General features: G+C 46.2%; 20 protein-coding genes. 8 read left to right on the top strand and 12 right to left on the bottom strand.

Annotation, left to right across the window (positions count from 1 at the left end):
• Positions 1 to 48: 48 nt before the first annotated feature.
• Complete coding sequence (gene hutU, locus M0413_RS14250) at positions 49 to 1,719, bottom strand: urocanate hydratase (RefSeq protein WP_249554670.1); 1,671 nt, start codon at positions 1,717 to 1,719, stop codon at positions 49 to 51.
• Between the two features lie 124 nt (positions 1,720 to 1,843).
• A complete protein-coding gene (gene hutC / locus M0413_RS14245) occupies positions 1,844 to 2,551 on the bottom strand; it encodes a histidine utilization transcriptional repressor HutC (protein WP_011715378.1) in 708 nt (235 codons plus the stop codon).
• Between the two features lie 206 nt (positions 2,552 to 2,757).
• Between hutC and hutI the strand changes: the two genes are divergently transcribed.
• The 4 genes from hutI to M0413_RS14225 all read left to right on the top strand — a co-directional run bounded on the left by hutI (position 2,758) and on the right by M0413_RS14225 (position 7,007).
• The gene (hutI, locus tag M0413_RS14240; RefSeq protein ID WP_249554667.1) at positions 2,758 to 3,984 is read left to right on the top strand and encodes an imidazolonepropionase; all 1,227 of its coding nucleotides are present in this window, start codon (positions 2,758 to 2,760) and stop codon (positions 3,982 to 3,984) included.
• 324 nt (positions 3,985 to 4,308) lie between these two features.
• Positions 4,309 to 5,529 (top strand): NupC/NupG family nucleoside CNT transporter, encoded by a 1,221-nt coding sequence (locus M0413_RS14235; RefSeq protein ID WP_047540364.1) that lies wholly within the window; start codon positions 4,309 to 4,311, stop codon positions 5,527 to 5,529.
• Positions 5,530 to 5,543: 14 nt separating this feature from the next.
• Complete coding sequence (deoD, locus tag M0413_RS14230; RefSeq protein ID WP_047536455.1) at positions 5,544 to 6,254, top strand: purine-nucleoside phosphorylase; 711 nt, start codon at positions 5,544 to 5,546, stop codon at positions 6,252 to 6,254.
• 156 nt (positions 6,255 to 6,410) lie between these two features.
• Positions 6,411 to 7,007: a Crp/Fnr family transcriptional regulator gene (locus tag M0413_RS14225; RefSeq protein WP_047536454.1), complete on the top strand. Its 597-nt coding sequence runs from the start codon at positions 6,411 to 6,413 to the stop codon at positions 7,005 to 7,007.
• A 120-nt stretch (positions 7,008 to 7,127) separates the two neighbouring features.
• Here the strand turns inward: M0413_RS14225 and M0413_RS14220 are convergent, their stop codons facing one another.
• Complete coding sequence (locus tag M0413_RS14220; protein ID WP_249554666.1) at positions 7,128 to 7,418, bottom strand: protein-tyrosine phosphatase family protein; 291 nt, start codon at positions 7,416 to 7,418, stop codon at positions 7,128 to 7,130.
• Complete coding sequence (locus M0413_RS14215; RefSeq protein WP_249554664.1) at positions 7,394 to 7,717, bottom strand: protein-tyrosine phosphatase family protein; 324 nt, start codon at positions 7,715 to 7,717, stop codon at positions 7,394 to 7,396. The genes M0413_RS14220 and M0413_RS14215 overlap by 25 nt, the downstream gene beginning before the upstream one ends.
• A 571-nt stretch (positions 7,718 to 8,288) precedes the next feature.
• On the opposite strand from M0413_RS14215, the gene M0413_RS14210 reads away from it, so the two are divergent.
• The gene (locus M0413_RS14210) at positions 8,289 to 10,181 is read left to right on the top strand and encodes a DUF885 domain-containing protein (protein WP_249554662.1); all 1,893 of its coding nucleotides are present in this window, start codon (positions 8,289 to 8,291) and stop codon (positions 10,179 to 10,181) included.
• 90 nt (positions 10,182 to 10,271) lie between these two features.
• On the opposite strand, the gene M0413_RS14205 is transcribed toward M0413_RS14210, so the two are convergent.
• The 4 genes from M0413_RS14205 to M0413_RS14190 all read right to left on the bottom strand — a co-directional run bounded on the left by M0413_RS14205 (position 10,272) and on the right by M0413_RS14190 (position 12,885).
• Entirely contained in the window at positions 10,272 to 11,003 is a 732-nt protein-coding gene (locus M0413_RS14205) for a hypothetical protein (RefSeq protein ID WP_249554661.1), read from the bottom strand.
• Between the two features lie 127 nt (positions 11,004 to 11,130).
• Positions 11,131 to 11,340 (bottom strand): hypothetical protein, encoded by a 210-nt coding sequence (locus tag M0413_RS14200; protein ID WP_037416240.1) that lies wholly within the window; start codon positions 11,338 to 11,340, stop codon positions 11,131 to 11,133.
• Positions 11,341 to 11,366: 26 nt separating this feature from the next.
• Positions 11,367 to 12,380, bottom strand: a complete 1,014-nt coding sequence (locus tag M0413_RS14195; RefSeq protein WP_249554659.1) for a DUF3137 domain-containing protein — start codon at positions 12,378 to 12,380, stop codon at positions 11,367 to 11,369.
• Between the two features lie 82 nt (positions 12,381 to 12,462).
• Positions 12,463 to 12,885, bottom strand: a complete 423-nt coding sequence (locus tag M0413_RS14190) for a hypothetical protein (protein WP_037416234.1) — start codon at positions 12,883 to 12,885, stop codon at positions 12,463 to 12,465.
• Between the two features lie 372 nt (positions 12,886 to 13,257).
• On the opposite strand from M0413_RS14190, the gene mtnC reads away from it, so the two are divergent.
• Complete coding sequence (gene mtnC / locus M0413_RS14185; protein ID WP_037427953.1) at positions 13,258 to 13,938, top strand: acireductone synthase; 681 nt, start codon at positions 13,258 to 13,260, stop codon at positions 13,936 to 13,938.
• A 61-nt stretch (positions 13,939 to 13,999) separates the two neighbouring features.
• On the opposite strand, the gene M0413_RS14180 is transcribed toward mtnC, so the two are convergent.
• On the bottom strand, positions 14,000 to 14,395 hold the full coding sequence (locus tag M0413_RS14180; RefSeq protein WP_037416229.1) for a GFA family protein: 396 nt from the start codon (positions 14,393 to 14,395) through the stop codon (positions 14,000 to 14,002).
• Positions 14,396 to 14,544: 149 nt separating this feature from the next.
• On the opposite strand from M0413_RS14180, the gene M0413_RS14175 reads away from it, so the two are divergent.
• Together M0413_RS14175 and M0413_RS14170 are read left to right on the top strand one after the other, a co-directional pair.
• Positions 14,545 to 14,973, top strand: a complete 429-nt coding sequence (locus M0413_RS14175) for an acyl-CoA thioesterase (protein ID WP_055646933.1) — start codon at positions 14,545 to 14,547, stop codon at positions 14,971 to 14,973.
• Between the two features lie 59 nt (positions 14,974 to 15,032).
• Positions 15,033 to 15,296 carry a GNAT family N-acetyltransferase gene (locus M0413_RS14170; RefSeq protein WP_249554658.1) on the top strand — a complete coding sequence of 88 codons (264 nt, stop codon included), beginning with the start codon at positions 15,033 to 15,035 and terminating at the stop codon, positions 15,294 to 15,296.
• Between the two features lie 20 nt (positions 15,297 to 15,316).
• Here M0413_RS14170 and M0413_RS14165 read toward each other — a convergent pair whose 3' ends face one another.
• The 3 genes from M0413_RS14165 to M0413_RS14155 all read right to left on the bottom strand — a co-directional run bounded on the left by M0413_RS14165 (position 15,317) and on the right by M0413_RS14155 (position 18,991).
• A complete protein-coding gene (locus M0413_RS14165; protein WP_037427960.1) occupies positions 15,317 to 15,865 on the bottom strand; it encodes an HPP family protein in 549 nt (182 codons plus the stop codon).
• Between the two features lie 118 nt (positions 15,866 to 15,983).
• A complete protein-coding gene (locus M0413_RS14160) occupies positions 15,984 to 16,394 on the bottom strand; it encodes an acyl-CoA thioesterase (protein WP_218678094.1) in 411 nt (136 codons plus the stop codon).
• A gap of 107 nt (positions 16,395 to 16,501) precedes the next feature.
• Positions 16,502 to 18,991, bottom strand: a complete 2,490-nt coding sequence (locus M0413_RS14155; protein WP_249554657.1) for a toxin-antitoxin system YwqK family antitoxin — start codon at positions 18,989 to 18,991, stop codon at positions 16,502 to 16,504.
• Positions 18,992 to 19,005: the final 14 nt, after the last annotated feature.

Below are 19,005 nucleotides of genomic sequence, written 5' to 3'. Positions count from 1 at the left end.
TTTACATCCGTATTCTTGTCGTTGTTTTTCACGGTTTGTGTTGAATAGTTAGTCTTTAAGCATGGGCAGATCTAAGCCCTGCTCCTTGGCGCAGTTTTTGGCGATCTCATAACCCGCATCCGCATGGCGCATCACGCCTGTCGCTGGGTCGTTCCACAGCACACGGCCAACACGTTTAGCGGCGGCCTCAGTACCGTCACACACGATCACCACACCCGAGTGTTGGCTAAAGCCCATGCCCACACCACCGCCGTGGTGCAGCGACACCCAAGTCGCACCGCTGGCAGTGTTTAGCAGAGCGTTTAGCAATGGCCAGTCAGATACTGCATCTGAACCGTCCAGCATAGATTCGGTTTCACGGTTAGGACTGGCGACTGAACCTGAGTCTAAGTGGTCACGACCAATGACGATCGGCGCCGTCAGCTCGCCGTTTTTCACCATCTCGTTAAAGGCTTGGGCTAAACGCGCACGGTCTTTTAAGCCCACCCAGCAGATACGCGCAGGTAGACCTTGGAAGGCAATACGCTCGCGCGCCATATCTAACCAGTTGTGCAGATGTGGATTGTCGGGGATCAGCTCCTTCACTTTGGCGTCGGTCTTGTAGATATCCTCAGGATCGCCAGATAACGCAACCCAACGGAACGGGCCAATACCTTCACAGAACAGTAGGCGAATATAAGCAGGCACAAAACCTGGAAAATCGAACGCGTTTTTAACGCCGGTTTCGAAGGCCATTTGGCGAATGTTGTTACCATAGTCTAAGGTCGCTGCGCCTGCCGCTTGCAGATCCAGCATGGCTTGCACCTGCACCGCCATCGAGGCTTTAGCCGCTTTAACGACGGCAGCCTCATCGGTTTTACGCATGTCGGCCGCTTGCGCCATGGTCCAGCCCTGTGGCAAATAGCCGTTCAGCGGATCGTGGGCAGAGGTTTGGTCGGTGACAACATCAGGAGTAATACCACGCTTCACTAATTCGGCAAATACATCGGCGGCGTTAGCTAACAGGCCGACGGAAACGGGTTTGCCCGAGGCATTGGCATCGTTGATCATAGACAAGGCTTCGTCTAATGAAGTGGCCTTTTTATCCACATAACGGGTACGCAGACGAAAATCGATACGGGTTTCATCCACTTCACAGGCAAGCACAGAGAAGCCAGCCATAGTACCCGCCAGCGTTTGCGCGCCACCCATACCACCTAAACCACCGGTGAGGATCCACTTACCGGCAGCAACGCCGCCAAAGTGTTGTTTTGCGACCGACACAAAAGTTTCGTAGGTACCTTGGACAATCCCCTGAGTCCCGATATAAATCCACGAACCCGCGGTCATCTGGCCATACATGGCTAGACCTTGTTTATCTAACTCGTTGAAGTGTTCCCAGTTCGCCCAATGTGGCACAAGGTTTGAGTTCGCAATCAGCACGCGCGGAGCATCGGCGTGGGTGCGGAATACACCTACGGGTTTGCCCGATTGCACCAATAAGGTTTCATCATCTTCGAGACGTTGTAGCACTTCGATAATCTTGTCGTAGCAGTCCCAGTCGCGGGCCGCGCGGCCGATACCGCCATAAACCACTAAATCCTCAGGGCGCTCGGCCACATCGGGATGTAAGTTGTTCATTAACATGCGCATTGGCGCTTCGGTTAACCAGCTTTTACAGCTTAATTGGCTACCATGGGGCGCAATAATACGGCGGCTTGGGTCGTGTCGCTTGTCCATTGAGATGTCCTCTTTCAACCTGTTGAACTCACTCGCCATTCGGCTAAGTGCTATTGTTTTTATTGTGTTTTTGTCGCTAAACATCGGATGAATGCCATAAGCCTTCACCTCTTCTTGCGTGACGTTATTTATTGAATGTCAGGTGTCCGCCGAGCTTAAAGCGGCTACCCGGGTGTACTAATTTGGCAAAACTCACCACCCCTTGGCGTGACCAAGTGCGGCGTGAAATCTGTAAACAGGGTTCGGTCGCCGGAATAGCTAACCTCTGCTGCAACTCGCTACTAGCAATAATGGCTTCGATGGTGTGGTGCGCCTCGGTCAGCGGCGCCACCTGTGACAGGTATTCATGGGGAGTTTGCTCGCTAAAATCCTGCTCTAAGTAATCAGGGGCAAAGGCGGGATTCACATAACGCTCCTCGACTTGCAGCGGCACGCCCTGCTCGCAATGCACTAACACCGAATGAAACACCGGACTCCCGAGCTCCAGCGCCAATGCGATGGCGATAGGCGCGGTGGCATTCACTTGTCTAAGCGCTAATTGCTGCACACTGTAACCATGACCACGGTCTTTGATTTCGTCAGCAATGTTGCGGATCGCCAACATGGAGGATTGCGACTTTCGCCCGGCCACAAAGGTGCCAAGTCCCTGTGAACGCTCAAGCACGCCGTTGTCTGTCAGCTCAGTCAAGGCGCGACGCGCCGTCATACGGCTACAGACAAACAGTTCGGCCAGCTGATTTTCCGAGGGCACGCGGGCATTTTCTTCCCACTCACCAGACTCGATACAGCCAATGATATATTGCTTAATTTCTGCAAACTTAGGCGTAGCCAAAACACTTCCTCGGTATAAAAATCTAGAATCTAGAATCTAGAATCTAGGTGCTAGATGCTAGATGCTAGATGCGGGCACACTTTCAAACGTTCAAAATTGCGGCTACAATCCTAGCTTGTATATACAAGTAAATACAAGCTAGCTCACATAACTTTCGATAATAAAGAGTTTGCAGGGCCCAAAAGCCAACGCAGCGAGGGATAACAATGTCTTGGGATCAGGTTTGGATAGACGTTAACGTAGCAACAATGGACCCTTCCATATCAGCACCTTACGGCGCAATTACCAATGCGGCTATCGCAGTAAAAGACGGTAAAATTGCCTGGTTAGGCCCACGCAGCGAGCTGCCTGCCTTCGATGTGTTGTCCATTCCTGTTTACAGGGGTAAGGGCGGTTGGATCACTCCAGGGCTGATTGATGCCCACACCCACCTAGTATTTGCTGGTAATCGTGCCAACGAATTCGAGCTACGCCTAAAGGGCGCTACCTACGAGGAAATCGCCCGTGCTGGCGGCGGAATTATTTCTACGGTTAACGCCAGCCGTGAGGCCGACGAAGCCGAGCTATTTGACCTCGGTCGCCAGCGTTTAAATGCCTTGGCAAAGGAAGGCGTTACTACGGTTGAGATTAAATCTGGCTATGGTCTAGATACCGAAACTGAACTCAAAATCCTGCGCGTGGCCCGCGAACTCGGCCAACATCACCATGTGGATGTCAAAACCACCTTCCTCGGTGCCCATGCGGTGCCACCCGAGTTTAAAGACAATAGCGACGGCTATGTCGACTTAATAATCAATAAGATGCTGCCTGCGGTGATTGCCGAAAACCTCGCCGATGCGGTGGATGTATTCTGTGAAAACATCGCCTTTAACCTAGAGCAAACCGAGCGCGTACTGAGCGCCGCCAAGGCGGCTGGCCTGCAAGTTAAACTGCATGCCGAGCAATTATCCAATATGGGCGGCTCTGCATTAGCCGCACGTTTAGGGGCTAAGTCGGTTGATCATATTGAATATTTAGATGAGGCCGGCGTTAAAGCCCTAAGTGAAAGTGGCACCTGCGCCGTGCTGTTACCGGGCGCATTTTACTTTTTGCGGGAAACCCAAAAACCGCCTATCGATTTACTGCGCCAATACGGCGTACCTATGGTGCTCGCCAGCGACTTTAATCCCGGCTCATCGCCCATCTGCTCGACCCTGCTGATGCTGAACATGGGTTGTACCCTATTCCGCCTAACCCCAGAGGAGGCGCTTGCAGGTTTAACATTGAATGCCGCCAAGGCACTAGGGATTGAAGAGAGTGTCGGCAGCTTAGTGGTTGGTAAACAGGCGGATTTCTGTCTGTGGGATATCGCCACCCCTGCACAGTTGGCCTACAGCTACGGCGTTAATCCCTGCAAAGATGTAGTAAAAAACGGTAAGCTAATCCATCAATAATTTCAAAGCTTTGGTCTATTTAACTGCACTCACTCAGTTAAATAGACCTTCTGACAATAGTGACAAGATCTCCTGCACTAGATACATCGCCTAAATACCTAAATTCCAACAGCATAATCTTGATTTAGATGCATTAGGTTAGACCGCCAACACATATCATCTAACACATTGAAATAAAATAAAAATTAAACATTTCATGTGATTTTCTGCAAATAACCACATTTTTATCCTCAAATAGGAAAAATGTCCGTTTTTTTAACGAAAAAATCTTGAATGATTCATCTCTATAAAATGATCTATTACCAGATGATGATGGATGAACCTATGTCAACAATCATGAGTTGTATCGGTATTGCTGTTCTAGTCTTTATTGGGTATCTATTCTCCGAAAATAAACGCCAAATAAAATTTAAAACCATTGCAGGAGCATTAACACTTCAAATTTTACTCGGTGCATTTGTTATGTTTGTACCAGCAGGAGTCACCATCATTGAAGCCATGAGCAGTGGCGTCAACAGTGTAATTGCCTTTTCAAATTCTGGTTTAACCTTTGTTTTTGGCGATCTAGCTAACTATAAATTAGGCTTTGTTTTCGTTATCAACGTACTTTGCGTAGTGATATTTATCTCTGCCTTAATCTCAGTACTCTACTACCTAAAAGTCATGCAATTTATCATTAATATTATTGGTGGCGGACTCTCTAAGATATTAGGTACCAGTAAAGCTGAATCTCTTTCTGCCACAGCAAATATTTTTGTCGGACCAATTGAAGCCCCATCGATGGTTCGACCCTTAGTCAAAAACATGACTCGCTCAGAGTTATTTGCTGTTATGACAGGTGGATTAGCCAGTGTCGCGGGTGGCACTATGGTGGGATATATCAACCTAGGCATTGATCCTAAATATATTCTTACAGCTTGTTTTATGACCGCACCAGCAGGTCTATTATTTGCAAAGCTACTCTGCCCACAAACTGAACAAAATATAGTTAATAATGACAATAAAATCGAAGATGCTGATCAGCCCAAAGGATTATTAGCAGCCATTACTGATGGCTCTTTAATGGGCATGAACCAAGTTATTACTGTAACGGCATTATTAGTATCATTTGTAGCCATTATTGCATTATTAAATGGCATCATTGGTAGTATCGGTAATTTATTTAGTATCGATAAGCTTACATTAGAAATGATTATTGGCTATTTGCTATCTCCATTAGCATTCCTCATGGGAGTCCCTTGGTCTGAAGCAATACCTGCAGCTTCAATTATTGGCCAAAAAATTGCCATTAATGAATTTGTTGCTTATATCAGTTTCTTAGAAGTATCTAATACTCTTTCAGATAAAACACAGGCCATTGTTGTCTTTAGCCTATGTGGATTTGCCAATATTGGCTCACTTGCTATGGTCGTTGGTGGTATCGCTGCCATGTGCCCAGATAAACGAGAACTTATCACTCAAATTGGCCCAAGAGTACTTTTAGCCGCAATCTTGGCCAATTTAATGTCAGGTACTATTGCAGGCGCCTTAGTGTCATTAATGTAATTTAGAGGTGAAACATGTCGACTCCACATATCAATGCGAATCCTGGTGACTTTGCAAAAACAATTATTATGTCTGGTGACCCACTCAGAGCAAAACTTATTGCAGAAACTTATTTAGAGGATGTAAAGGAAGTCACTAATGTCCGTGGAATATTAGGTTTTACTGGAAAATATAAATCTAAAGATATTTCAATTATGGGTCATGGCATGGGTGCACCTTCAGCCTCGATTTATTTTCATGAACTGATGACAACCTACGGTGTTAAAAACTTTATTCGAGTAGGTAGTTGTGGAGCTATATCGGATAATATTCAGCTGAAAGATTTAATTGTTGCCATGGGAGCCTCTACAGACTCCAAAATAAATCGTATTCGCTTTTTAGACCACGATCTGGCAGCCATCGCAAACTTTGACCTGTTACAGGCGTGTGTTGAAGTGTTAAAAACGACAACTGTTAACTATAAGGTAGGCAACGTATTTTCATCTGATCTATTTTATCGACCAAATGAAAATGACTATACCCTGATGGCAAAATACGGCGTACTAGGTGTAGAAATGGAAGTAAACGCTCTTTATGCGCTTGCTGCAGAGCATCAATGCCGCGCACTCGCTCTTTGTACCGTTACAGACCATATTACCCAGCATGAACATTTAACGGCTGACGAACGCAGAACCGATCTCCATGAAATGGTCAAAGTCGCATTAGAAACGGCCATTAAAATTTAATCTATTTAATATGGTTAAAGCGTATTGAATAAATCTTAACTTAATGCGTTTTAACCACTTTCACCAAATTCATACTCCAGGGTAGTGATTGCTATTCAATACTGCGATAGTATACTTGTATACAAATAACATGTTTTGAATATGTAACAAATACTTATGGATGATATCGCTACTATTGTTAAAGCTATTGGTATTGCAGAGATTAAATACCATAAGAACTCCTACTTGCTAAGACAATCTAAGCATGTTTCTGAACTCATATTCTGTGAAAATGCCAACCTAACCGTTTCTTATATAAACTCGAGTGGTAATGAATTCATTCTTAAAGTTGAAGATAATTACTGCGGATTTCTAGGTGAAATGGAGTTTTTCCAAGAAAACAACAGTGCTTTATTTAGCATAAAAGCAAATAAATCCGGCGTAATGTATCGAATATCTAAAGCTAATTTTATAAAAATTGTAGAAAAAGATTCAAATATGTTCATGTATATTACGTCATTAATTACAAAAAGATATAATCGAAATATGCACGAACTTATCAGCAATCTGACACAATCAACAAAAGTGAGTATTATCAACCAAATATTAGAAGCTAAAAATTTAGCAAGCGAAGAACAATTTAAGCTTTCATCAACTCTTGGCGCAAAACGACTCGGAATAACGACACGCTCATACCGTAGAATAATTAACGAACTCATCCAAGAAGGGAAAATCGTAAAATTAAAGCCATTTTATAAAATAATTAACTTGTAGCGATTACTTTTACTCTACAAAAACGTATATTGTTAAAAAACAATGCCTTTAAACACTTGGTATATAAGTGGTAATAATGGCGATTTAACGCAAAATACCATCCGCGCATCAAGCGTATAACTAAGCAATCGCGCGGGCGGATTCATACTCACGTGAAACATTAGAAACCGTATTTTGACTTACATCCACTAACAATGCCTGCCATTTAGGATAGTTTAATAACTCTCCATTCCATGGCGCCATAGTCTTTTCTATTTCTGGTTTTTGGCCTTGCTTTAACTGATACAAATAGGCAAACGCTGAGGCACGATAATTAGCAAGGCAATGAACTAACACATTTTTCCCCTTATGCTGATCCATTACTGTAAAGAAGGCTTCAACATCTTCTACTTTAGGGTTTTGCCAATCCACGGGAATATACACATAGTCCATTCCGGCTGAGTCACGAGTTTTCTTTCATCTGGATGGGCATCTTTGCTATTGTCCGGCATAAGGTTGATCACTACATCCACACCCGCCTGTTTTAGCTGCGCAAACTGTTGCTCACTCGGCAAGCCTGAACTTAATAACTGTGGCGCTTGCTGCTGTAATGCCCTCACATCTTTAATATTTTCAACCGATTTAAATTCAGCCGTGATATTAGTGGCATTCGCCAGTGGAGACCCTAAAAGCAGTGCAAAAACAAGGCTCGAAAGTGCGGTTTTTCTCATCAACAACTCCTTAGTCAATATAAACATCAACGACTTACTTAATCCTCTGATAATCCCTTATCCGCTAAGTTCAGTAAAATCACTCTGGATGTAAAAACCTTTGAGCAAGCGCTCATTTTTAATATTACCTAGGACAACTTTTCCCAGATACAACGCAAAGACAGCAATTAATCGCTCAATCACAAAAATTAACCACTGAATGGCAGCAATCTCAGCGAGATATGCCCTAATGGTATTGCCTATCAGCCCCAGAGGCCATGATGAATAATGCTTTCTCAGTTAGACATGAATTAGGTGCTTTGCTGTTTTATGTGGATGGGAATCCACTTGAACGCCACCTATTTGAGAATGGCTGCGCATTATAAAGTTCGATAAGGATTTCCTTGTCCCCCACTTCCCTTTTCACTCCAGATTATCAATAAAACTAGTAACAAAATTTATGCAGTTTGAGTGCAATAAACTGTTAGGATAACCGTTCAAATTTGAGCTTGATCACACTAATCACGGTTTAACGCTTGCGGCACAAGTCCAACAACGGATTTGCCCACAATGTTTTTGTATGAGTAACCTGATGAAAAGAATAGTAAATGCTTTAATTCTGGCCATGTTAGCAACGGGTTGTAGCGATCCAAACCCAACACAGACCAATCAAACTACTGAGCAGGCCAAGGCCGAAAAGGCCGTCCAAGTATTGAGCCTTAAGCAGCAACTTGCGCCAATCACCCAACGTTATTTTGCCCTTAGACCCGAAATCGCCACCTATTATGGCGTGGCCGAGGATGAGGCGAACAAGGATGTACTCTCTAAGCTGACCGATTACAGCCCGTCGGGGGAAAATCATCGCCGTAAAGCGCTTAAGGCCATATTAACCGAACTCAATGCTATCGATGCCAGTAAGCTTAGCGCCTCTGAACAAGTGAGTTTAGGCTCGATAAAATCTGAAATCGCCGGCGCCCTGTTGCCTGCCGAAACCGTGGCCTATGGCACTATGCTCGGTGAATACGGCGTTTGGTTTTTACCTTATGTCGTCAACCACTTATCTGGATTGCATGTTGAATTTCCGGGGTATATGGAAGATAAGTTTGCGGTCACCACCCCAGAGCAAGCTAAGGCTTATCTCAACCGCTTAAGCATGTATCCTGCCGCCATGGGTACTGTTATCGATAAGCTGGATCAAGATGTACAAATGGGGGTAATCCCACCCGATTTTATTATCGATAAGACCATCGCAGGATTACAGCAACAGTTAGTCCACCATGCCAACAAGCATCCCTTGGTCAGCAGTTTTAAAGCCAAATTAACCGCCGCCCAAGTACCAGAAAGTGAGGCGTTGGTGAACTCTGCCGCCGAACTGGTGGAGACTAAATATTACCCTGCGACGCGCCAGTTGATTTCAGCACTACAAGCTGTGCGTCTCAAGGCCACCCATGTGGCTGGACTTGGACACCAGCCTCAGGGCGCGAAACTCTATAAGGCGATGATTAAACACCTCGCCAATTCAGATAAGACCCCAGATGAGATCCACCAACTGGGATTAGATGAAGTCGCCCGCATTACCGCCGAGATGGATGTGTTACTCAAACAAGTGGGTTACCGCAAAGGCACAGTTGGCGAGCGCATGCAGCGATTGCTCAAGGATCCTAAATATATCTACCCCAACACTGCCGAGGGCAAACAACAATTAATGACGGACATTCACGGCTATCTGGCGAAAGTGAATGCCAAATTACCGCTGTGGTTTGGGCTGTTACCGAATCAAGATGTTGCGATTGAAGCCGTGCCCGATAGTCGTGCCGCCGCAACCAGCGGTGCATTTTACGATGCGCCATCACAGGATGGTTCGCGTAAGGGTACTTTTTGGATAAGCCTGTACGATATGGCAGCGCTGCCCTCCTATTCGCTACAAACCTTAACCTATCACGAGACCAATCCCGGCCATCATCTACAGACCCTTATCGGTCTGTCGGATACCTTGCCGCTGCTGAGTACTATTTTTTACTCCAATGCCGCAGGTGAAGGTTGGGCGCTCTATGCCGAGCGGTTAGCCGCCGAGATGGGCATGTATCAGGATAATCCGATTAACGATCTTGGCCGCTTGCAGTCCGAGTTACACCGCGCGGTGCGCTTAGTGGTCGACACAGGTATGCATGCCAAGGGATGGAGTCGTGAGCAAGCCATTGATTATGCAGTGGCGACTGAGGGAATACACCGCTCAGAGGCCACGTCCGAAATCGAGCGCTATGTGGTTTGGCCGGGACAAGCCTTAGGTTACAAGTTGGGCGAGCTGAAAATTATCGAACTGCGAACTAAGGCCAAACAAGCCTTGGGCAATAAGATGGATATCAAAGTCTTCCACGACAAACTGCTCGAAAATGGCGCCTTGCCCTTAGATTTATTAGAGCAAAAGATGGATCAGTGGCTCGAGTCTGCTAAGACGGCCAATGCTACCGAGACCAAGGTTTAACTCGGGTAAAACCGCTCACATCATCTCAAATCGGGGCAGCTTAGGCGGCCCCTGTTCTTTTTACGGCTCCCTATGCTTTTACGTTTCAGGTTAATCCGCAAAACGACGCTGATACTTGCCACTTAAATAGCGGATGACTACAAAACCCACAACACCTGGCAGTGTCCACGACAACAGACGCAAATTACCATGGTCGATAAACAAACGGCTGCCACCAAAGGCGAAAAAGGCGGTGTAGCAGGCGATACCCGAGCCAATCATCGCGCCTAAATGCTCTATCCACCATTCTAATTTGGTCAACGTTGCCTTAAAGCTATAGCGCAGGAATCCCGCCCCAACCGTAGTGCCTAACAGGCCGAAAATCACCGCGAGGATCAGCTTTTCTTGGTATCCCCATAGCGCCATCACAGGGCCAAGTAACGTTAAGCTCAGCATTAACGACAAATGCAGCGGCGATGTTAATTGCTGACGCTGCGCCTTATAACGCAGAACCAACACGCCATGCCTAACGGTTACGAGAGTTAACAAGCTGATATAGATAAGAAATATCCAAGCATTTTTACGTTCCGCTATCTGCGCTGCTAAAGCATCGGCGTTGGCCGCAGGCTGTTTAATCACCGAGAGCGGATCAATGAGGCCCGTCGCTGCCATCGCCACGCCCGTCGCCGCCACTGTGTACATGGCATAGACATAATAACGGCCAAAACGACTGTGATTCGCGCTGCCCTTTTTCAGCATGGCAGGCATCCAAAATAACACTAATGCCAGTGCGCCGGCGGTAATATGCACAAATTGCGACAGGGTGAAAATCGTGTTCATCATCTTGCTCCATCAAAGTTTGAAGCTTGATATTAACGAGCGTGGGAGTCACCCATAAGTGCCAAAAGTCATGTTTTATGGGACTGCAATATTGCCTAGCATGACATCCTATAACAGGTATTTGACTCTTTTATGGATTTTGATTAATCCGAAGCTTTGTTTTAATGACCAGAAATAACGTCGGGATCTGTAATACTACAAATGCACCCGCTAAGCCTTTTACTGAAAAAGTAGCTGACCCCGATAAAATAAGTACCGCTGATAAAACAAGCCAAATCATAAAGAAAAATGAACCATAGCCAATCAGCGATTTAAACACTATTTGATTATCTGGCGACATACATTCCTCTAAATTTACGAGCCTGACTATAGCCCGGTATGCTTATCAAGTTTTAAAGTATCGATGATCGAGAAGGTATAGCCTAACTCGGTGAACATCCGCTCGATATTGAGCTTAAAATCGATGGGGCGATCTAAATCGAGTTGATTGATAAAGAAATGGTGTTTGGTCGGGATCTTTATCAGTAATTGTTTTTGATAGAAACAGGCTTCAACTTCGGCATTTAATTCGCGACCTAAGGCCAAGAGATTTTCCATCATCAAGGGATTGAGTAAGTAGCGCGCCTCGACTTGGTCGCTGCTATACACCTCAAAACAACGCTCGAAACGTACATCCTCAAGCTTGACCCTCGACAGCTTTGTCTTAAACCCCTCAATTCGATTTTTTAAACTGCCCTTATCCGTGACTAACAAGGTAGTGCCGTTGAATCGCTTAGGAATATTACACACCAGTAGCACACCATTGAAGATGGTCTCTCGCTCAACCGAGCCATTATTGTTCGACTTAGTGTTGTAAGCATCGACCTCGTAAAACTGGAACGGTACCTTGTTATAGGTTCCCTTAAGGCAATTTTGCGCATACTGCTTATCGGTTTTAGGCAGCAGCCCCAACTCCAAAAAGGTTGAGAAATCCACCTTAGGCTCCCTCGTTAGCGCAAAGTCATCGCCAAAATACTTAAGGCTAATGGGATAGAGTTTTTCAAAGGCAGCATTATAGAGTTCATCGCTTTCCTTGCCCGAGGCAATGGCCACTAGGGCTATCACGGGAATGGGCAGGAACGCGCCAATCATCAAAGGCACAAAATAATTCATAGGCACCAGCATAAACTGCACCCCGAGCAGCCCAGCAAATGCCCCTAAAATCACCGTGATGCAGATGTAGTAGATTGGGGTGGTGAACTTGGCATTTTCACGCCGCCTTTGGTTTACACCTTCACGTTTTGCTTCAAACGGTGCACATTTAGGGGCGATTTTTTGTTTGTAATACTTCAGAAAGGGAATGCGGTGCTCTTCGGGAATATCAAATTCAATCGAACTCATTGGCTCCTACTCTTTACGACTCAAATCCATTTAGGCCAATGATTTTACGGATTTTATTCCTGCAAGGCCAGTTTATGACCGATTAAGCCTGAGCAAGCCTGCGGCCACGGCGTTGCAGTAAGCCAAAAATAATCAGCACACCAAAGGCGGCGCTAAAGAGAGTTAAAGCTCTAGCTACACCGTAAAAATCCGTGAGATTAAAGGAAACCCCATCCGCCCACAGCACCAATAAACCCAGTGGCATTTGCATCGCCACCGCAGTGTACCAATCGAATGGTAATCGAGGGAAAAGCCGCTGATAGCTAAATAGCATCAGCCCAGAGAGCAGCAATAATAAGCCCGCATCATGGGCAGCTAACCCCAGATAAACCGGACTAGTGGGGCTAAGATTATCGACGCTCCCGAGCAAGGCATGCATATAGCCAGCACTGGCAACCAGTGCAAAACTCGTAAAGCTCAATACCGCCAACAGAATACCTAAGCCTAATGCGGGTAAATATTTCATAAACAGCCTCATCATTGCTACGCGCTCAATCCAATCTTTAAATCGTAAAGGCGCACAAATTCAGTCGAAAGAGAGTAAAGCAACAATAACAGCCAAAATTTCCCTTAGCTATTAAGACCATAGTCTTATGTCGACAACAAACTGCTGGATTATAAACAGCATAATTCCCCACACTAGATCCAGTATTTCACCTATATCCACTAGATAAGCCTCTAAAATTACTCATTTAATTGATTTTCAGCCAAATGAGTTAGTGATATGGCGCACATTCTCCCTTGGCTTAAAGGTGAAATCCACTAGCCAATTACCCCAATAACGCTTAGGATCAGGGTTGCATTTTTTAGCCAACATATTGTGGAGTATCAAAACATTATGGGTATCAGAGCCATAGTCGTAGACACAGCAGGCACCACGACAGACCTAACCTTTATCCAAGATGTGCTATTCCCCTATTCTGTCAAAGCCTTGCCAGACTTTTTAGCGCAGAACCAACACAATGTTTTGGTGGAAAACTGTATCTGCGACACCCGAGATATCGCACTAGAGCCAGATGCTGACTTAGCGCGCGTGACTGAAATTTTACAGCAGTGGGTTCGTGAAGACCGCAAAGCGACCCCGCTCAAAACCCTACAGGGGTTAATTTGGAAGCAAGGTTATGCCCATGATGAGTTTAAGGGCCATATCTTCCCTGACTTTATCGAAGCTGTTAAACGTTTTAGCGCACAAAATCTGCGTATTTACAGTTTCTCATCGGGCTCTGTCGATGCCCAAAAACTGTTATTCAGCCACAGCGATGGCGGTGATTTAACCGAGATGTTTAACGGTCATTTTGATACCCGTACAGGTAACAAATTAGATAAACAAGCTTACTGCAATATTCTCAACACCATCAGCTTAAGCCCTAAGCAAGTGCTGTTTGTGTCTGATGTGATTGAAGAATTAAAAGCCGCCGATGCAGCGGGCATGATGACCTGCCAAATGGTTCGCGACAGCAAGCAGCGCACGGGCGATTTTCGCACTATCAGCAGTTTCGATGAGCTAGTGATCGAGTAACATCGGCACTGCACATCAAAAGCGACCCTAGGGTCGCTTTTTGTTTTTCTGGCAATCACATCTACCTATCCGCAGGGTGATTCACGCCATCGCAAACGGGCACATCGCCTAATTCATAGGGATTCACGCCTTCGAGGCAACCAAGGTTATAGCCATATTCATTGGGATTAGAGCGCCTTTGATGATGGGTATAAATGCCGCACACAGAGCAGAAGTAATGTTTGGCCGTTTTGGTATTAAATTCGTAGCACTTTAATACGGCCTCGCCTTTGATAATCTTCAATCCCGCCAGCGGCACTGAACAGACGATAGCGCCCTTGCGCCGACAGATTGAGCAATCACAACGCCTTGGCTTTTCAATGCCATTGGGCAGCGATAACTCCAACACCACAGCGCCACAATGGCAAGACGCAAAATGTGTTGCCTGAATAACCGTATCCCCAATCTGTTTTATCATCGCCAACTCCTTGCTTCACTTAATGTTGTCACTATTGGCTAAGGCTTGTCGCTCGCACTTTATACTGCTAGTCTGGCAGCCTTAAACGAGCGTTTTAACTAGAGCTTTTGACTATGAGTAATGCAATGGAAAGTTCAACCCTAAGTCCAATGGAAAAGTTTCTCGCACAGCACCCTATCGTGACCGAAATCCCCGTGGCTTGGGGCGAAATGGATGCACTACAACACGTCAACAACGTGGTCTATTTCCGCTATTTTGAAACTGCGCGTATCGATTTTTTCAACCGCCTCTTCCCGCTCAATGCCCTGTATAAATCCGGGGTTGGCCCAGTGATTAGCGAAAATCAGGCCCGCTATAAACGTCCAGTAACCTTCCCCGATACCTTATTGGTCAGTGTAAGTATCAGCGATATTCAAAGTGATAGATTCACCATGCATTATCAGGCGTTTAGTAAACAGCAGCAGGCGGTAACAACCCTAGGCACTTCGGTCGCAGTGATGTTTAACTTTAAAACCGGCCAAAAAGCCGAGCTTCCCGCAGAATTACTCGCCATTCTTAAACAACACGAGCAAGCTTAAGCTACCGAGTCGATGGCTACATTGCCATAACACTTTAGGCCATATCAGAGGGAGGCTGTATGTCAGAAAAAGCACCAATTGAAATCACCGTTGAACACCAACAGGATAAACAACGCTTTGTGATCCCCGTTGACGGGCATGAAGCCGTGCTGGAATACCGACTCAATGGCCAGCACATCGACTTTAACCGTACCTTTGTGCCCGACGAGCTGCGTGGCAAAGGTCTTGCCGAACGTTTAGTTCGCCATGGCCTAAAATGGGCCAAAGCCCAGGATTACGATATAGAAGCCAGCTGCTGGTATGTGCAGAAGTTTTTGAAATAACTGGCTTCTCGACAGGTACGCTAAATCCAATACACAGGGTAATGGCGCTTGGGATCGGTGGAGAGATTATTCACGACCAGCGCCACCAGCAATAACAGTAGTGAGCCGAGGAATACTGGCATCAACGCATAGAGAAACCCGAGTTGATGCACGTTCTCACCGCCTATCACAGCAATTAATGCCGTTGCACCGCCCGGTGGGTGCAGTGTGCGAGTTAGGTACATCAATGCGATGGCGAGTGATACCGCTAACGCGCTCGCAAGCACCATATAATCGGCAAACACTTGGTACACAGCCACACCAATCAGTGCCGATAATACACTGCCGCCAATCAAGTTACGTGGCTGAGAAAACTCAGCCAGTGGCGCGCCATACACTAATACCGCCGACGCCCCAAATGAGCCAATCACAAACATAGTGCCAAGCAGATGTTCGCCCATATAAGTGGCGAGACTGGCGACTAAGTAAATGCCACAAAAGGCCCCTACCCATGACCAAACGATCTTTTTCAGGGGTTGTCGTGGCGGACAGATGTCCTTAGAACGCATTCGGGTGAAGTAAAATCTCATGCTAAATCCGGCCGGAAGGAATAAAGGCGCGGATAAGTGATCCGCATCACATTTGCGGCCGCCACGTTAACGTTTTCACCGCGCAATTGCAATTGTGCGGTGAAAGCGAATATCAGACTTAAGCAGTTTCGCCGTTCAGGCTGGCTAAGATTTCACGAATATCTTCGGGGATAGGTCGGCTTTTTTCGCAGCTGTAGTCGTAGTGGACTAAGGTGGTTTTCACTTCCGCAGTTTTACTGCCGGCTTGCCAACAGGTTTGGGTCAGCTCGAAACTGCTATTACCGATACGGCTAACATAGGTTTTAACAGTGACATTCTTGCCGTAATAAGTCGGCGCGATAAAGGCTACAGTAAAACCCGCCACAATCAGATTCCATTGATGTAAATCCAACTCGGGATTAAAGATCTCAAAGATTGGCGTGCGTGCTGCCTCGCACCACACGGGGATCACTGTGTTGTTGATATGACCAAGGCCGTCGGTTTCGGTAAATCTTGGCTGGATGTCTAGGCTGTATTCGGTGACTGACATGCACACTTCCCTTTTGTTGTTCTTATACTTTTATGCTGTGAATGGGATAAACAAGGTGATTGCCCCGTTTATCCCTACCAAGCCTAACAGAAATAAGAAGCGCGATGCTAGAACTGGCAGCTCGCGGTATCTGGGGTTTGCTTGCCGTTAGCATCGTACTTTTTCATACAGCCAGCTTTACCCATATCATAAATTTTTTCGTATTTGAGCTTGCCACTACTGTCGTAGGACTTAAACACACCATGGCTTTTTGGGTTTTCTAGGTGATAGATTTTGCGTCCCTTGGTCACATGGGAAAAATCCGAGAACCCAGGTTCCTCTTGATAGATCACTCCGTTGATATAGCGCTTGTGCACCACATGTTGCTCATCAATCCGCAGCATTTCGCTGGCTAACTTGCCATTCTGGTCATAACAGACTTTATCTACGGCATAATTGCTGTCTAGATCCTCGATACAACTCACGGCACCATTATCAAAATACTCCCGCTGGATACCGCAGCGTGCAATGGCGTTATCCCAGAAATAAGGTTCACCGTTCCACATTTCCCCTTCTTGCTGGCAATAGTTCCACAAACTCTTTAACTGGCCGTTCGGGTAAAAGGTGTAATGGGGGCCAGAGAGACGGTTATTGATAAGATGACCATATTGCACGAGCGAATAGCCGCCGTCGGTGGAATAGCGAATGCTTGGGCCATATTCCTTACCCGCTTTATAAGTCTGCAAGGACATTAAGCGGCCGTTAGAATCGAATCGATATTCTTTATCGACTGACCCATTGGTGTAATAGCTTAATTCGGATAGTCGGCCGCCGCGATATACCCGCTGCTCACCATCCTTAATTGAAGTGGTTTCAGCATTTTTTGAACTTAACACCCCCTCACAATCGCCTGCATAAGGCTCTTTTCGCATCATGCATTCATCCTGCGAGGGTTTAAGTTTTACGGCGTCATTGAACTTATACTGACTCAACTCATTCAGATCGCCGTTAGGTTCGAGCCACATTTGTGGACCATCTAACTCGCCTTGACGATAGTTAGCTACATTGCTGACAGTATTCGGGGCTGAATACCATAGACTCTCACCGTGGAGTCTGCCCTTATCATAATGTTTAAGGGCAAACATAAAATTATCTTTATTGAATAACTTAGCCTCACCTTGGCGTAGGCCGTTCTCATAGTTGACTTCCGTCTTGTAGAGGTAAGTCACCGATTGCCTAGTGGTAAATGCATCGTTAGCATCTGGGGTTCGAATATAGACCCAAGTGCCTGAGCGTTTACCATCGAGGTAGCTGCCTTCACCGCTTTGAAAGCGATAATCCCCTTGGGTGACCTTTTCTACCCAAGCGCCTTGCTTCACACCCTTTTGGTATTGGCCTTTGCTGCCATCGGACTCAAGCCACTCACCGTCTTTTACGCCATTGAGATAAATGCCCTTTTCGGATAATTTCTTCGCGCCTTCGGTGCCGGAATCGTAATCTGGGGTATAGATTTCACTCGGGCCATCGGGCACGCCCTTGTTGTAGTGAATAAAGCCGTAGTTATCGGCGTCATCCATCATGGACTGCAATACCCATTTACCCTGCTTTTGGCCGTCGAGGTACTCGCCCTCCCAATAGGTTTCACGGCTGTCGGCTTCTATCCATTTACCCACTTGCTTACCCAGCTTATAGTCACCCGCATACATCACACTGCCATTGCGGGCATCGTAGGCGGCAAAGTGACCATCAAGTTCGCCTTGAACATAATTGGCTTCACTGGCAACACCAGCCCAAGTACTGCCCATGCTCATGAATTCGTAAAAAGGCCCTGTTCGCGGGATTTTTTCGCTGCCATTTTTAAGCCAATCGACATCGTCGGCCTCATAACCAATGGCGACTAACATAAAACTGCCATCTTCTTCGACGTAGGCACTGCGATCAAACGTGGCGACTAGACTGTATTTTCGTTCACGCCCCTCGGCATCCTTATCGGTGCGAGTCACGGGATAGCGCAGCTTGTATTCCACTGCGGTTTTTACATCCGCCGCTGTGCCTTCAGAATTGCGATAACCAATTAGTGTTGGTTTGAGCTTAGAGGTACCATCTAAAATCGCTTTAATATCAGGATCTTTTACCCCTTCCGCCTCATAGGTCATACGATACTGCTGCGGCGGCAGCTGGCTTAACACCTTGCGAACCCCACCCACGGTAAAGGTGCTAATGCTTGGTACAACTTCATCGAGCACGGCTTGCAAGCGTGGCAATTTAGTTAGCTCTTCACCCTCAAAGCCATAACCCCGTAGATGCTGACCATCGGCATCCTTGAGCATGACGATAACTTCCTTAGAACCGCCCTTGTCAAAGTCATGGTAAAACACCGCCACGATTTCAGCGCGGCCGTAATCGTCAATACGCACACCGGGCGCATCGCCATAGAGCATTTCGCCCCATACCTGTTGATCTTTTTGATAAAAATTGAGCCATTGGCCATTGGGAAGATCCACGGGACCGTGAACCATTTTGTCATATTCCGCCGCAACCGCAGCAGGAATGACCACAAAAGAAGATAACCACACCGCACCGACAGCGGCGCATAAACGACGAATCGAAAGTTCCATTTAACTATCCTTTA

This window comes from Shewanella sp. 8A (assembly GCF_023475945.1).
Taxonomy (GTDB): Bacteria; Pseudomonadota; Gammaproteobacteria; order Enterobacterales; family Shewanellaceae; genus Shewanella; species Shewanella xiamenensis.
Note: the sequence above shows the minus strand (reverse complement) of the source record. Positions and strands in the feature narration are given on the sequence as shown.

Bases quoted from the DNA above. Each gene is read 5' to 3' on its own strand.
- hutU (WP_249554670.1), bottom strand. From the start codon at position 1,719: ATGGACAAGCGACACGACCCAAGCCGCCGTATTATTGCGCCCCATGGT.
- hutI (WP_249554667.1), top strand. From the start codon at position 2,758: ATGTCTTGGGATCAGGTTTGGATAGACGTTAACGTAGCAACAATGGAC.
- M0413_RS14235 (WP_047540364.1), top strand. From the start codon at position 4,309: ATGTCAACAATCATGAGTTGTATCGGTATTGCTGTTCTAGTCTTTATT.
- deoD (WP_047536455.1), top strand. From the start codon at position 5,544: ATGTCGACTCCACATATCAATGCGAATCCTGGTGACTTTGCAAAAACA.
- M0413_RS14225 (WP_047536454.1), top strand. From the start codon at position 6,411: ATGGATGATATCGCTACTATTGTTAAAGCTATTGGTATTGCAGAGATT.
- M0413_RS14215 (WP_249554664.1), bottom strand. From the start codon at position 7,717: ATGAGAAAAACCGCACTTTCGAGCCTTGTTTTTGCACTGCTTTTAGGG.
- M0413_RS14210 (WP_249554662.1), top strand. From the start codon at position 8,289: ATGAAAAGAATAGTAAATGCTTTAATTCTGGCCATGTTAGCAACGGGT.
- M0413_RS14205 (WP_249554661.1), bottom strand. From the start codon at position 11,003: ATGATGAACACGATTTTCACCCTGTCGCAATTTGTGCATATTACCGCC.
- M0413_RS14200 (WP_037416240.1), bottom strand. From the start codon at position 11,340: ATGTCGCCAGATAATCAAATAGTGTTTAAATCGCTGATTGGCTATGGT.
- M0413_RS14195 (WP_249554659.1), bottom strand. From the start codon at position 12,380: ATGAGTTCGATTGAATTTGATATTCCCGAAGAGCACCGCATTCCCTTT.
- M0413_RS14190 (WP_037416234.1), bottom strand. From the start codon at position 12,885: ATGAAATATTTACCCGCATTAGGCTTAGGTATTCTGTTGGCGGTATTG.
- mtnC (WP_037427953.1), top strand. From the start codon at position 13,258: ATGGGTATCAGAGCCATAGTCGTAGACACAGCAGGCACCACGACAGAC.
- M0413_RS14180 (WP_037416229.1), bottom strand. From the start codon at position 14,395: ATGATAAAACAGATTGGGGATACGGTTATTCAGGCAACACATTTTGCG.
- M0413_RS14175 (WP_055646933.1), top strand. From the start codon at position 14,545: ATGGAAAAGTTTCTCGCACAGCACCCTATCGTGACCGAAATCCCCGTG.
- M0413_RS14170 (WP_249554658.1), top strand. From the start codon at position 15,033: ATGTCAGAAAAAGCACCAATTGAAATCACCGTTGAACACCAACAGGAT.
- M0413_RS14165 (WP_037427960.1), bottom strand. From the start codon at position 15,865: ATGAGATTTTACTTCACCCGAATGCGTTCTAAGGACATCTGTCCGCCA.
- M0413_RS14160 (WP_218678094.1), bottom strand. From the start codon at position 16,394: ATGTCAGTCACCGAATACAGCCTAGACATCCAGCCAAGATTTACCGAA.
- M0413_RS14155 (WP_249554657.1), bottom strand. From the start codon at position 18,991: ATGGAACTTTCGATTCGTCGTTTATGCGCCGCTGTCGGTGCGGTGTGG.